We start from the raw sequence: 14,043 nt of genomic DNA, 5'->3' as shown, positions 1-14,043 counted from the left end.
CATTTCCCGATCGGAGGGCCAGAGCGGGGATATAGGGAAGGGGGCGGGGGATGTCAAAGGGGCACGCGGGGTCGTGTGGCCGGCGGCGGTGGGTGGCTATCCAGTGGTAGTGGAGGAGGTGTTTTCTGCCGGCGGCGTTCAGGGTTGTGTGGATCGGAAGATGGGACTGGAAACGTTTTCAGTTGGGTGGCCGGCTGTTCTTCGGCGGTGAAGATGTCGAGTACGTTCGGGTAGTACTGGTCAGGTATAGAACTGCTGGGTATGTACTGAGCCTGTCGACTCGGGTTTGGTTGGTCGACGAGTGTTCGGGGGGACTCTCAATGGCCTTGTATATAACGGACGATCTGCTTCGGGCGGATCGTAACAACCTGACATTGGTGCGCCTTTTATTGGCGAGTGCGGTCATTTACACGCACGCGGTTGAGTCCATGGGCGCGGTGGACGAGACGGCGGCGCTGTTCGGCAAGCAGATTTCGTGGCTCGCGGTGAATGGGTTCTTCTCTCTATCGGGCTTCCTGATGTACCGCAGCCTGGAGCGTAATCCGTCGATCGGCGCCTTCGCGCTCGCGCGCTTCCTGCGCATCTGGCCCGGCATGTTGAGTATGTGCTTGATAGTCACCGCAATCTTCTTCCCCTTCACCATTTTTTCACTAGTAGAATATGTGTGCGGTCATGCGACGATTTCCTTTGTGTTTGGTAACCAGTTGCTGATGCCTAGCTATTATCTAAGTGGTGTATATTGTTCGGATATTGATTCAGGAGCTCCTTGCGTGATAAATGGTTCACTATGGACCATTCGATGGGAGGTGAGTTGTTACATTGCTATTACGATGTTAGCAGGGATGCAATTATTAACGCGGCGTATAATGAAGGTTATTATATTGCCATTATTAGTTACGAGTGCGTTGGTGTTCAAATATCCTTCGGTTCACCATTGGTTCGAGGTTAGCAGGAACGCTCATGTCTATTTTCCGGAGCAGGTGCTGCGGCTTTGGACGGCCTTTTTTATCGGAGCTGCCGCCTACGCCAATCGTGATCGTATCCGGCTCTCCTGGTGGGGCGCGGTGGTGGCGTTGGTGTTGGTTTACGTAAGTCGCACATATTTCTTTGGTGACGTGGTTCGGGCATTTGCCGTTTTCTACTTGGTCCTGTGCATCGGTTTCTTGGGCGTGCGCGCTCTGCCGGACGCACATGTGCTCCCGGACTACTCTTTTGGCATGTACATCTATGGCATGCCGATTATGCAGCTGTATCGTACGACGGTCCCGCATATCGAACCGCATGTCCTGGCGGTCGCGACCTTTTTTACCGCCGTGCCGTTCGCAGCCTTCTCGTGGCACTTCGTGGAGAAACCTGCGCAGGCGTTCCGGCGAATCCTTTTGGCGCGGCGCCCATGGCAGAGCCGCTTCAACTGACGTGGGTCGGTCACGCAGCTATCATCGGCGTGCCACAAATTTGTGGTCGTAATGCAGTGACGCCTTAACAGTCGCCGGCCAACCGCTTCCCCAACCAGGGAGGCAAATTATGCACTACAAGAAAACGGGTCTTATCACGCTGTTGCTCGCCACGGTCTCGGCCACGGCGGTCCACGCGCAGCAGATTGTGCAAGAAGGCGGAACGGGCGGCGACATCATCGTCACCGCGCAGAAGTTTGAGCAGAAGCTGCGCGACGTGCCAATTACGATCACAGCCGTGACGCAGGAGCAGATGAAGCGTCTCGGCGTCGACGACCTCGACGAGATGGCTGCATATGTACCCGGTCTCAACATTCAGGAACAAAGCGCCAATAATCCAGGTATCGTTATCCGCGGCATCACCTCGGACAGCGGTTCGGCGCAGCAGGCGGCGCGCGTCACGCTCTACTATAACGGCGTCGACATCTCGCGGTCGCGCGGCGCCTATCAGGCGATTTACGATGTCGACCGGATCGAAGTGGTGAAAGGCCCGCAAGCGACGCTGTTCGGCACCGCTTCAACAATCGGCGCGGTCAGCATCATCTCCGCGCGTCCGAAGCCTGGTGTCTCGGGCGAAGTCACTGCGGGCTACGGTAACTACAACGCCTATCTGGTAGGCGGGCACCTCAATGTCGGCAACGATGTGATCGCGGCGCGCGTGGCCGGCGAATGGAAGAAGCGCGACGGGTATGTCCACAACCTATCGACAGTGCAGGGTGACCTGTACGCGCAGAACCAGCTCGGCCTACGCGCGTCGGTGCGGTATAGGCCGGGTTCGGCGCTGACTGTCGACCTGATTGTCACCTACGATCGTCAGCGAAATAGCGGTACGCCGTTCATTTCCAAGCGTTTTGCGACGTCCGAGGGGCCGGGCAATCCATTCGGCTCGGCCAATCTTTCCGGTTCGCCCTTCTCCAGGCAGGTTCTGGGCAAGGACAAGCTGGGCCTCACCCGCGACGTCTACGACGCGAACCTGACCGCGACGTACGATCTGGGCGAGGGCTGGAGCTTCACCACCGTCAACGGCTATCGCTCCTTCGACTCCCTCGAAGTGTTCGACGCGGACGGTTCGGCGGCATGGTGGCTCGAATTCGCCGAGGGCGCCTATGGCTCGCAGATCAGCCATGAATCGCGCTTCGCCTATGTCGGCGACCATGTGCGCACCAGCTTCGGCTGGAACGTGTTCCACGAGAACAACCGCCAGGTCGTCCCCTTCTCGACGGAGGAGGGCATCTATCTGCAGTGCGCCGCGAACCTGATCCCGACCCTGGGATGCATCTCGCCCACCGGCGTGGTGACCGCCGCGCAGGCGACGGCGCTGCTCACCAGGGGCGCGGCGACCCAGATCCCGTACAGCTCGATCTTCACCAACAAGGGGATCAACGACCAATATTCGATGTTCGGCGAGGTGACCTGGGTCCCGGTGCATCAGCTCGAGCTGACCGCCGGCATCCGCGCCCTGATCGAGCAGCGCAAATCGGGCTATGTCTCCATCGCGCCCAAATCGGTGCTGAGCGGCGCCCCGCTGATCCCGGGACAGACCACCACCAAGGGCACCCTGTGGAGCCAGGACAGCTTCCAGGCCCTCCTGCCGCGCTTCAACGCGCTGTTCCGCGTGAACGACGCGCTCAACCTCTACGCCACCATCTCGAAGGGCCGCCGCTCGCCAGTGGTGAACCAGGGTGTCGCGGCGATCGCGCCGGTCATCCCGGAGGAAACGGTGTGGAACTATGAGGGCGGCGCCAAGCTGTCGCGCGGCATGTTCAACGGCTCGATCGGCGTCTATTACCAGAAGTATCGCAACTTCCAGATCAGCCGCACCATCACCGACGCCAACGATCCGTCCGGCAAGCCTGTCGGTACCAGCATCACCGAAAGCGCCGGCACCGCCAGCAACCTCGGCTTCGAAGCAGAGGGCCAGCTGCGCCCGACCGACTGGCTGATGCTGTTCGGCAATGCCGGTTTCATCGACGGGGGCATCGACAATACCAAGTCGAACGGCATCTACGCCAACAACCGCTTCCGCCTGCAGCCGCGCCTGCAATGGTCGGCGGGGTTCACGATCGATGCGCCGGTCGGCAACGGGATCCGCGTCTTCGCCACGCCCAGCGTGACGTATCGCAGCAAGATCTTCTTCGAGATCCCGAACAAGGAAGCCATCTCGCAGGACAAGGTCACGCTGGTGAACGTCAAGGCGGGCCTGAGCTTCGCCAACGGGCGCTATGAGATCGCGGGCTATATGCGGAACGCGACCAACGAACGCTATCTGCTGGACGCCGGCAATACCGGCGGCGGCTTCAACGATCCGACCTATATCCCGGGCGAGCCGCGCTTCTACGGCGTGCAGTTGACCGGCCGCTTCTGATCGTTCCGGCCTGGGTGCAAAGGGGAAGGACTTACCGTGTCTGGGCACGGTAAGTCCCTTTCTTTTCAGTGTTTTTCTACGAAGTTTCTGTCAGTTGAGAGGCAAGAACCGTGCCTGAATAGCGGGTGAACGGCTCCATTCACCTGCAACTTCTTTCACCTCGTCGCAGGGGGCGGGGCCGATTCCGCGGTTCCGTCCGTTGAATGGGCGTCATGAAACAGTGTCAGACCCCGCTCCGCCCCCGCGCCGCACTGTTGATCAGTGCCGCGTTCCTTGCCACCCCTGCCTTCGCCCAGGAGGCAGCGCCCCAGCAGACGGTATCCCCGCCGCCAGCCGTAGAAGCGCCTGCGCCGCAGGCCGCCGCACCGGCGCCCGAAGTGCGCATCGCGCCCGCCTCGCCCGTGGTGCAGCCTGTGCCCTCTGTCGAGCAGCAGATGGCCGGCAGCGCCAACCAGGCCCCTTCGGCGGCCGATGCCGCGCCTGCGCCGCGCGCCGCCCGCGCCGAGCGCGGTACGCCCCGCGTCGAGCCCCGGCCGCAGGCGAAGGCACAGCCCAGCCAGGCCAGTGCCGCCGCGCCCATCGCGACCACGCAACAGGACGCGCGCCCGGTGCCGTCTTCCGCGCCGCAGCCCGCACAGCCGCAAATCGCACAGCCCGAGGTTGCCGCCCCGGTTGCCCAGTCCGCCGCGCCCGCCGCGCAGGTCACGGAGTCGACGGAGACCACCACCGAGCAAACCCGTTCCACCTCGCTATGGCCCTGGATCCTTGGCGGGGTCGCCGTTCTGCTCGCCATCGGCGCGGCGATGTTCCTGATGCGTCGCCGTCGTCCGGACGACGATCTGCTGGTGCGTGAAACGGCAACGACGACCGAACCGCCTGCGTATCGTACCGAAGCGCAGCCGATCGCACCGCGCAGTGACATCGGCATCGCCGCTGCCGCTGCCGCGCCCGTGATGGTCGCGCCGACGGTCGCTTCGGCGCCTGCTGCCGAGCCGGTTACGGAAGCGCATGTCGAAGCCACCTTGGCCGAGGCCGACGAAGCGGTGCTCGAGCATGTCGTCGATACGCCGGCCCCGGTCGCCAATCGCCCGTGGCTGGAACTGGGCCTGCGCCCGGTGCGTGCGGGCACCAGCGAGGAAGAGGCGCTGGTCGACATCGAACTGACTGTCGGCAATGCCGGCGATACGGCGGCTCGCGATGTGCGCATCTCGACCTTCCTGCTCGCCGATGCGGAGCAGAACGAGATGGAGCAGCTGCTGCTCAACCATGGTCCTGCCGCGGACGTGCCGCCGGTGACGATCGACGCCGGTGACGGTACCCGTGTCGATGCCCATCTCGCGGTACCGAAGGGTGAGCTTGGCCGGACCTTTACCCCGGTCGTCGTCGCCGAGGCGCGCTATCGCCTGCCGGATGGCCGTGAGGGCCGGACCAGCGCCGCGTTCCGCATCGGTCGCTCGGCGCCGGCGGCGGCAGGTGTCGGTCCGATCGGTGCGACCCGCCCGCACCTGGTGGAGGACCTTGAGGCCGAGCTGCTGGGCACCCCCGCCCACGCCTGACATCCGCTTCCGATGGTCGATGGGCCCGCGCTTCCAAGGGAGCGCGGGCCTTTTCATGCCCCGGCTTCCCATCGCCGGGATGTGACACTATCACCCCAGGCTTCCGTTCTCTGGGGAGACATCATGCAGCTTCGCACTCTTGTTCTGGCCGCGCTCGCGACGACGGCACTCGTTCCGGCATCCAATGCGCAGCAGGCGCAGCCTTTCAACGATATTCCGGCCAAGTTCGTGCTGCCGGAGGGTGCGAAGGACTATATCCGTCGCGAGGTGATGGTGCCGATGCGCGACGGCACCAAGCTGTTCACCACCATCGTGATTCCCAAGGGCGCCAAGAACGCCCCGATCCTGCTGACCCGCACGCCCTATGATGCGTATAATCGCGTCCGCCGTACCGACAGCAACAAGATGCTGTCCGTGCTGGCCCAGGGCGACGAGGTGTTTACCGAGGCGGGTTACATCCGCGTCTTCCAGGACATTCGCGGCAAATATCGCTCCGAGGGCGATTTCGTCGTCACCCGGGCGCCGGTGGGGCCGCTCAACCCGACCAAGGTCGATGATACGACCGACGCCTGGGACACGATCGACTGGCTGGTGAAGAACCTGCCGGAATCGAACGGCAAGGTTGGCATGCTCGGCTCGTCCTACGAAGGATGGACGGTGGTGATGGCGCTGCTGCATCCCCATCCCGCGCTGAAGGTCACCGCGCCCGAAAGCCCGATGATCGACGGCTGGATGGGCGACGACTGGTTCCATTACGGCGCCTTCCGCCTGCCGAACATCGGCTGGATTTCCGGCATCACCGGCTACAAGGCGGGCGGGCCGACCCCGCCCAATGGCGGATGGGACGATTACGACACCTTCCGCAAGATCGGATCGGCGGGGGACTGGGCCAAGCAATTCGGCTACGACCAGCTGCCCTTCTGGCGCAAGCTGACCGAGCACCCGGCCTATGATGCGTTCTGGCAGGGCCAGGCACTCGACAAGATCCTCGCAGCCAATCCGGCCAATGTGCCGACGCTGTGGGAGCAGGGCCTGTGGGACCATGAAGACATGTACGGCGCGATCCACAGCTGGGAGGCGCTGCAGAAGACGTCGCAGGCCGGCAACAACTTCCTGCTGATGGGACCGTGGCGCCATTCCGGCTTCAACTATAACGGCTCGAAGCTTGGCCAGCTCAATTTCGATGGCGACACGGCGCTGCAGGCAAGGCGTGACATCCTGCTGCCCTTCTTCAACGCGCATCTGAAGGACGGCGCCCCGGCCTATACCCCGCCGGTCGCGAGCATCTACAACACCGGCGAGAACCACTGGGATTTCCTGAACAAATGGCCGCTCGCCGCAAAGCTGACGCCGCTGTATCTGGCAGCGCAGGAGGGCGCCGGGTTCGACAAGCCCGGGGCAGGGGAGGACAGCTATGTCTCCGATCCGGCCAAGCCGGTCCCCTATCTGCCGCGTCCGATCAATTTCGACGACGGTCGCTGGAGCACCTATCTGGTTACCGACCAGCGCTTCGTGGATGGCCGGCCCGATGTGCTGACCTATTCCACGCCCGCCCTGTCGGCACCGGTTCGCCTTTCGGGTGCGCCGCTGGCGGACATCTTCGCAAAGACGACGGGCACGGACGGCGACTTCGTCGTCAAGGTCATCGACGTCTATCCGGACGAGATCGCCTCGGCGAAGGAAATGGGCGGGTTCCAGCTGCCGATCGCGATGGACATCTTCCGCGGCCGCTACCGCAACTCGTTCGAGCATCCCACGCCCATCCCGGCGGGCAAGGTGCAGGAATACAAGTTCCGGCTGCCGACGGTGAACCATGTTTTCCTGCCGGGGCACCGCATCATGGTGCAGATCCAGTCCAGCCTGTTCCCGGTCTATGACCGCAATCCGCAGAAATATGTGGAGAACATCTTCTTCGCGAAGCCTGGCGACTATCAGAAGGCTACCGTGACGATCCTGTATGGCGGCAAGCAGTCCAGCGCGGTGCTGCTGCCGGTGGTGCCGGTCGACCAGAGCGCCGCGAAGGTGCGTTGAACGGCGGCCCGCCCTCGCGGCTGCGGGGGCGGGCGGGCCTGGGCGGGGTCGGGCGCAAGTGCGGGTGTCTCGGGCTAGGTAGAAAACCGGAAGCCGCGTCTGCGTATTTGCATTATTCTTTAAGCTTCTTCGGGTTGAGTCGTTTCCGGAACAAGCGGCCAGGCCGTAAACGGTTTCGGGAGCAAAGCCATGCGCGTCGCGGCCATTCGGACATACCTACGAGAGACGGTCGAGTTTTTCGTCTACTTCGTGTTCATGACCGTGCTGGGCGCCGCGATGTACGTGCTGGTCAACTATGCTCCCCAAGCCAACTCCCGCTGGTACATCAACACCTGCATCGTCATGGCGCTGTTCAGCGGCATCTACGCCATCCGCATGTTTCGTCGCTATCGGCGCGCCATGCGGCGGTTTGCGCTCTTGCGGGAGGATGTCGTCCCGACGGCGCATGTGATGTCCGAAGAGGAAAAGCGCACGTTGCGCTGGTCCGAACGCATCGCGGCGGAGCGACTGGAGGCGCGCGGGGGGGATGCCGAGCGGGTGCGGCTGCTGGATCGGCTCGAAGCGCTGGAGCGCGCCTATCGGGAGCGCTGTGCGGTGCTCGGCGTAGATCCCAAAGAGGCCGAAGCGTTTACCATCGACCCCAACATGTCGCTGGAGGCAATTCGCGAAAGAATTGCCGATCGTTTGCACCGCGAGGACGAAGAAGACGCGGGCGAACAGCCTCCCATTTTCCGCAGCTGACTGCCGATCGTTTCACCTTCGGTTAGGATTCGTTAACGCGGCTCCTTCATGATGCACTGCCAAAGAGCGGCGTCGGCGCGCTGTATGCGACGATGATCCGTGCAATGGGGGTTGCGTTCATGAAGTCGGGTTCCGTTCGTCACTATCTGATGATGTCATTGGAATTCGGCGCATATTGCGTCTTGATGACGCTGCTCAGCTATTTGATGGTGCTGCTCGTCATGCGCGCGCCGCAGCCCAATAGCGGGGTCTATATCGCGGTGGCGCTGATGGCGGCGCTGCTCACCGGGCTCCACGCCGGCAAGATGTTCCGCATGTATCGGATCGCGCTGCTGCGGCTTCAGCAGCGCGCCAAGAAGCCGCAGCCGACACGGCATTGGTCCGATCGTATAGCGGCGGAGGAAACCGTGCGGCGCCAAGCCAGCCTGCGGGAGCGCCTGTCGGGGGAGGATGCGTCGCCGGAGTTGCAGGCGATCCGCCTGCGCATCGCCGAGCGCATGGCGCGCGAGGATCGCGAGCGGGACGAACTGGCGAAAGCCGATCGCGAGCGCATCGAGCGCGACCGGATCGAACGGGTGGAGCGCGCGCGCTCGGAACGCATTCGCGAAGAAGCCGAGCGCAAGACGCGCAGCAAGACCTGAGCAGGTCATCGCGTCGCTTCAACGGGTCGTCTACGGGTCGCGCCCGGCGGGCAGCCGATGCAGCCAGCGTTCACCTAGCCGCGGCCATCCCCGGCAGGTGCCTTGGGGTAGATACAGACAGATCGTGGCGGGGGTGGCGCTCGGTGCGCTTGCCTCGCCGGTATCGGGCCAGGATCGGGGCGCCGGCGCTGCTGCCCCGCAGGCGATCCCCGGCGTGCTGCCGGAACGCTTCCGCCTCGCCGGTCCCAGCCCGACGCCCACGCCGACCCCTAGCCCCGAGCCGGCGGCGGTGCCGGTCGTCCAGCCGATCGTCGTGCCGCTCGCCAGGCCTCGGCCGACAGCAACCCCCGTGGCGCAGCCGCCGCGGATGTCCGTCGCCGAACGCGATGCGCCTGCCGCTCCGCCGCCACGGTCGCGCGCCTCCTCCGCGCCGCAGGTGACCGCGCCGGCTGCGACGCCGGTCCGGCCAATACCCCCGCACGTCGCGCGGCCGAAGCATCCGCCGCCGCCGGGCCAGTTCCCGTGGTGGTGGTTCCTCGCCGGCGCAGGGGGGATTGCGGTCGCAGGCGGCCTTGCGGGGCGCACGCGTGCCCGCCGGCCGCTGCCGACGGGCGAGCCGCCGCAGCCGGAAGCGACTGCCCCGCCGGTGGCGGTGACGGCTCCCCCCGCGCCCCTTCTGCCCCCAAGCGCTCCCGCCGAGCCGTTCGAGGTCCGCGTGGCGAAGGCGGACGTGCTGTTTGCAGCGGACAGCATCGCGTTCGTCGTCGACATCGACGTGATCAATCTGCAATCGGTCATGGCCGACGGCCTGCGCGCGACCTGCGCGTTGATCAGCGCCAGCCCCGAACAGGACCGGTGGCGCGCGGCCTTTCATTCCGCCCCCTCGACGGACCCGAGCGACGCTGTCGATCTGCCGCCAGGCGGGACCACGCGCAGAACCGTGCGCATGACGCTGCGGCGGGAGCAGGTGCACGTCGTGACGGTGCGGGGCAGGCCGATGTTCGCCGCGATGCTGCTGTGCGATCTGCGCTGGCGCGCCGGGCTCGGCATCCGCCGCGTCGGCGCGGACTTCCTGCTCGGCACGGCAGGGCAAGGCGCGAGACCCGGCCCGATCTGGCTGGATCGTCCCGCGCCGCGGGCGCTCGCGGCCATTCGCTACACGCCGCCCGGCAGCTAAGATCCCGCGCACAAAAAAAAGAGGCGGCCCGTCGCCGAGCCGCCTCCCTTTGCATTCCCAGCCTTCAGAAAGGCCGGAAAAAGCTTACTTGATTTCGACGGTCGCGCCGGCTTCTTCAAGCTGCTTCTTGATCTTCTCGGCTTCGTCCTTCGACACGCCTTCCTTGACCGGCTTCGGAGCGCCTTCGACCAGCGCCTTGGCTTCGGTCAGGCCGAGCGAGGTGATCGCGCGGACTTCCTTAATGACGTTGATCTTCTTGCCACCGTCACCGGTGAGGATCACGTCGAACTCGGTCTGCTCTTCAGCAGCCGGGGCAGCGGCGCCACCAGCGGCCGGGCCGGCAACGGCGACGGCAGCGGCGGCCGAAACGCCCCACTTCTCTTCGAGCATCTTCGACAGCTCGGCGGCTTCGAGAACGGTCAGCGCGGAAAGCTGGTCGACGATTGCGTTGAGGTCAGCCATGATAAACTCCAATCAGTTCAAAGTTTCGGGATAATAAAAAGGTCGCTTGAAGCCGAAGCTCAGGCAGCCTGCTTTTCGCTGTACGCCGCAAGCACGCGGGCGATCTGCGCCGCCGGTGCCTGGGTGATGGTTGCGAGCTTGGTCGCGGGCGCTGCGATGAGCCCCACGAGCTTGCCGCGCAGCTCGTCCAGCGACGGCAGCGAGGCGAGTGCCTGCACGCCAGCCGCATCCAGCAGCACATTGCCCATGGCCCCGCCGACGATTTCGAGCTTGTCGTTCGTCTTGGCGAAGTCCGAGACCACCTTGGCCGCAGCCACGGGATCGACGGAGGTGGACAGTGCCGTCGGACCCGTCAGCAGGTCCGCGAGCACCGCATAATCGGTGCCCTGGGTGGCAATCTTGGCGAGCTTGTTCTTCGAGACCTTATAGGTCGCGCCGGCTGCACGCATCTTGTTGCGCAGGTCCGTCGACTGCTTGACGGTCATGCCGAGATTGCGGGTGACAACCACCACGCCAACCTCGTTGAAGGTGCGATTCAGCTCGGCAACGGCGTCGGCCTTCTGGGAACGATCCATGCCGGTCTCCTCATACATGAGGCTGCCCCCGCGCGAACGAAAGGGCGGCCCCGGTTACGACCCGCGCGCGAACGCGGGCCAGCGCAAATGTCCGAGGGGAAGGATCGTCACGAAGCCGGGGATGCTATCCCTGGGGCGTGACCCGGAACGCTTCAGACCGCGCGCCTGTGGCGCAGGACCGGCGAAGCCCGGTAAATTCTGTCCCCGTCTAGGCGAGTATTTTCAAGACCGGCAAATCCCGGCCCCTCGCTGTCTCGGACGGATTCCTTCCGAAGAAGGAGCGCGGCCAATAGCGGATTCGTGTGGGGAGTCAAGGGGGGGGGGGGGCAGGAGCGCGCCGTGCAGCGGCCAGGCAGCGGGTCCCTAGCGCTTGCGGGGGGGCAAAGAAGATGGAGTTGCGGCTGAAGTGGGAGTAACTTCATGCGAGCACATCTTTTTTGACTTAGCAGCACGGCTGAGCGCCTCGCGACCAAGAGGTGGTATCAATTTCAAGGACCTGCTTCATTTTACTTTAACGTCCTATCGCAATACCCTCCCCAAGGTATCTATCATCATGAGGGGGATATGGAAAAGAAAACAATTGGTGCGTGGGTTGTGCATCATGGGCGGAAGATTGCTGCTGACCTCAGAGGCGCTGCTGAGTTTAGTGCTATTGACTTAGCAGCGAAGTCTGCAGGGCTTCTGGCAAGACTCGGAGAAAGCAGTGAAGCAACCCTCACAGCAGATCAGGTTACAGCAGCGGCCAAAATTGGAAATCTTAACCCGAAAACGGAACTGGCTGCTTGCTTGGTTCATCTAAAGAATAGAAAGCTGATAGATGTCTCGGCTTCTGGTTCCGTATCCATTTTGGGTGTAACTAGCGGAACTGCGCTTACTCATGCGGCTGACTTGTTTGAGGATAACGAGCCGACGACCGCTGAGCGGGCTGCTGTCACCTTGGCGGACGTGTCATCGCAGGCTCCAGTCACTGCGAGGGGGGCCCTTGAATACATTGGGGATTTGCACAAGATGGCAACCTCCGATGCCAAAGAATTTCTGGATCAAGCTTTTCAAATCGGATTTGTTGATTCGGAGGGGGTCGGGGAGGATCGGCTAATTTTCAACGGAAACTTATTTCGTAGAGATACGGCGTTAAAAGCGAAGAGAGTTATCGACTCTCTTAGTTCTGATGAAGCAAATAAAATCAACGAGTTTGATGCAAGGATAAAGGCATCGGGTGCAGTTGCTGCTGACTTGGCTATTTCGTTGCTAGGTGAAAGTGTGTTTTCAAAGATTCGTGCAGCGGCACTATATGATATGAATATTGTGTCAAATGAAGAGGGGGATCACATTTTAATGACATCTCCTGGGGCCTTTCACAAGTTTAGTGATCCGTTGACGGAGGACACTTTCGATCATGCTAAGGCTCTCGTTGCCGCGCTAACCTACGGCATGACGCAAAGTCCAACTGAGAGGGGGCGCATTTGGGGGGTCGAGTTGTTGCTGAGTAAGCTTATAAAAGGGGGGAGTGTGGGGCCTGCCACTGCTATCGGCAACGATTACCGTGCCCTGGAGCTTGAGCGCGTTGTTCAGACGGAGCCTGAGGGGGATGGCTTCAGAATGCGGTTGTTAAAGCGCGAGGTTGGAGTCATTGCCTTGGAGGTATTGAAGGGTCGGAATGCAGCGGCTGCGGCCCTGGAAATGCTCCCTAGCGCTGGTATGAGAAGCTATACGGCTCCCGAAGCGGCGAGAGTCGGATTGAGGAAACATCAGTCTCAGGCCAGTCGGGCTCAAACCCGGACTCTTCTTAGCGCAGTTCGTGGTGGGAGTGGCTTGTGAGCGGAAAGGCTGGTGCTCCACAAAAGAAGACCGGGAAGAAGGGCTTCGAAACCGAAGAGCTGTTGCGGTCCTACTTCCTTGGTGCAGGGTTCTTTGTTGTCCGCGGTGTTAAGCTGAGGCACGGCGGGGATGAACTGACCGACATTGATCTTTGGGTGTATGAGCGCTCAGCGACGCTCGCTAGGCGCCGGATCATTATAGATATCAAGGATAATGGGCATCCGAAGGCTGCAGAAAGGCTTTTCTTTGTAAAAGGGCTTGCTGATTTAATACAAGTTGAGGCTGCTGGTGTGGCGACAAGTGATTCCCGCCGCCCACTTCGTGAACTTGCTCGCAAGCATAACGTTCTCTGGATTGATAATGGTGATCTGCAGCGCCTTAAGTCAAGTCATCGCTTAACTATTTCCTGTCGGTTGTCTAATGAGCAATTAGATGAGAAGATTGAAGCGATTGATGAGGCGAGATCTTCTAAAAAGCTTCGAGATGCGTTTGTTACAATTAAATCTTCAGTAGCTGACCGATTTGGTCCGTCATGTGCTAATACGGCAGTAGAGGGCGCGCAGTTCTTTGCTAAGGCTGCGTTGCAGGTTCATCCTAATGCAGATAGTGCTGAGGTGCTCACAAGGCTAACATATTTTAGTGCGGCTATTTCGGCGGCGGCTTTGGATTTCGCGTCGGGTGAGTCTGCATTACGTCCGCTCCAAGAGCGGCTGAATGCCTTGACGGATGCGATCCGTTTCGGAGACGATCCAAAAGGAACGGCGGAGAAACTGAGATGGACAGAAGCGGCCATTCGTGAGTTTGCTCCAAATGGTATCGGTTTGGCAGAGGTTGTGAAGCAGGGGTTTGCTGACGCGCTTCGGCGGGTTCCTGCTGAGGGGCTGGCAGAGGTTGCTGCCAAGATGGCAAACTCAGACAGGCTCTTTAATGCTGCTCGTGACTTAGAAGAAGCGGCCTATCAAATTGAGTGTCCCCATTTCGACTCTTTGTCTTTAGATGCCAAGACATACTTGGGTGCGGTTCTGGATTTCGTAGGGGTCGAAAGAGTGGTGTTTTCGGCTATTTGGCGTCCGAAAATTGCTACAGCAGACGGGGGCGATAATGTTGCCTCGACTGTAGACGAACTTATGTCTGACGAAAATGGAGTAGCGAAGAGTTCGGATATTGGCACCGAAGATGGAAAGCTCTTATAAAAAACGTGTTTGATATTTTAGATATTATAG

Annotated in this window: 11 protein-coding genes; 9 read left to right on the top strand and 2 right to left on the bottom strand. The window is 61.7% G+C overall.

Going from position 1 to position 14,043, the window contains the following annotated elements:
• Positions 1-320 precede the first annotated feature (320 nt).
• The 7 genes from A7X12_RS23905 to A7X12_RS23875 all read left to right on the top strand — a co-directional run bounded on the left by A7X12_RS23905 (position 321) and on the right by A7X12_RS23875 (position 9,965).
• Positions 321-1,415 carry an acyltransferase family protein gene (locus A7X12_RS23905; protein WP_064313931.1) on the top strand — a complete coding sequence of 365 codons (1,095 nt, stop codon included), beginning with the start codon at positions 321-323 and terminating at the stop codon, positions 1,413-1,415.
• A 109-nt stretch (positions 1,416-1,524) separates the two neighbouring features.
• Positions 1,525-3,819: a TonB-dependent receptor gene (locus tag A7X12_RS23900; RefSeq protein ID WP_064313930.1), complete on the top strand. Its 2,295-nt coding sequence runs from the start codon at positions 1,525-1,527 to the stop codon at positions 3,817-3,819.
• 212 nt (positions 3,820-4,031) lie between these two features.
• Positions 4,032-5,375 (top strand): hypothetical protein, encoded by a 1,344-nt coding sequence (locus A7X12_RS23895; protein WP_157105710.1) that lies wholly within the window; start codon positions 4,032-4,034, stop codon positions 5,373-5,375.
• Between the two features lie 123 nt (positions 5,376-5,498).
• A complete protein-coding gene (locus tag A7X12_RS23890; protein WP_064313928.1) occupies positions 5,499-7,406 on the top strand; it encodes a CocE/NonD family hydrolase in 1,908 nt (635 codons plus the stop codon).
• A gap of 189 nt (positions 7,407-7,595) precedes the next feature.
• Positions 7,596-8,147, top strand: a complete 552-nt coding sequence (locus A7X12_RS23885) for a hypothetical protein (RefSeq protein WP_064313927.1) — start codon at positions 7,596-7,598, stop codon at positions 8,145-8,147.
• A 119-nt stretch (positions 8,148-8,266) separates the two neighbouring features.
• Positions 8,267-8,788, top strand: coding sequence for a hypothetical protein (locus A7X12_RS23880; protein WP_064313926.1), 522 nt, complete (start codon positions 8,267-8,269; stop codon positions 8,786-8,788).
• 124 nt (positions 8,789-8,912) lie between these two features.
• Entirely contained in the window at positions 8,913-9,965 is a 1,053-nt protein-coding gene (locus A7X12_RS23875; RefSeq protein WP_064313925.1) for a hypothetical protein, read from the top strand.
• Between the two features lie 84 nt (positions 9,966-10,049).
• Here A7X12_RS23875 and rplL read toward each other — a convergent pair whose 3' ends face one another.
• Both rplL and rplJ read right to left on the bottom strand, forming a co-directional pair.
• Positions 10,050-10,427 carry a 50S ribosomal protein L7/L12 gene (gene rplL / locus A7X12_RS23870; RefSeq protein ID WP_064313924.1) on the bottom strand — a complete coding sequence of 126 codons (378 nt, stop codon included), beginning with the start codon at positions 10,425-10,427 and terminating at the stop codon, positions 10,050-10,052.
• 59 nt (positions 10,428-10,486) lie between these two features.
• Positions 10,487-11,002 carry a 50S ribosomal protein L10 gene (gene rplJ, locus A7X12_RS23865; protein WP_064314118.1) on the bottom strand — a complete coding sequence of 172 codons (516 nt, stop codon included), beginning with the start codon at positions 11,000-11,002 and terminating at the stop codon, positions 10,487-10,489.
• A 564-nt stretch (positions 11,003-11,566) separates the two neighbouring features.
• Between rplJ and A7X12_RS23860 the strand changes: the two genes are divergently transcribed.
• Positions 11,567-12,820 (top strand): hypothetical protein, encoded by a 1,254-nt coding sequence (locus A7X12_RS23860; protein ID WP_064313923.1) that lies wholly within the window; start codon positions 11,567-11,569, stop codon positions 12,818-12,820.
• Positions 12,817-14,013 carry a hypothetical protein gene (locus A7X12_RS25325; protein ID WP_084446050.1) on the top strand — a complete coding sequence of 399 codons (1,197 nt, stop codon included), beginning with the start codon at positions 12,817-12,819 and terminating at the stop codon, positions 14,011-14,013. Before A7X12_RS23860 ends, A7X12_RS25325 begins: the two co-directional genes overlap by 4 nt.
• The last annotated feature ends 30 nt before the right edge of the window (positions 14,014-14,043 follow it).

This window comes from Sphingomonas sp. TDK1, from assembly GCF_001650735.1.
Taxonomy (GTDB): domain Bacteria; phylum Pseudomonadota; class Alphaproteobacteria; order Sphingomonadales; family Sphingomonadaceae; genus Sphingomonas.
This window is presented reverse-complemented; position numbering and strand designations above follow the sequence as displayed.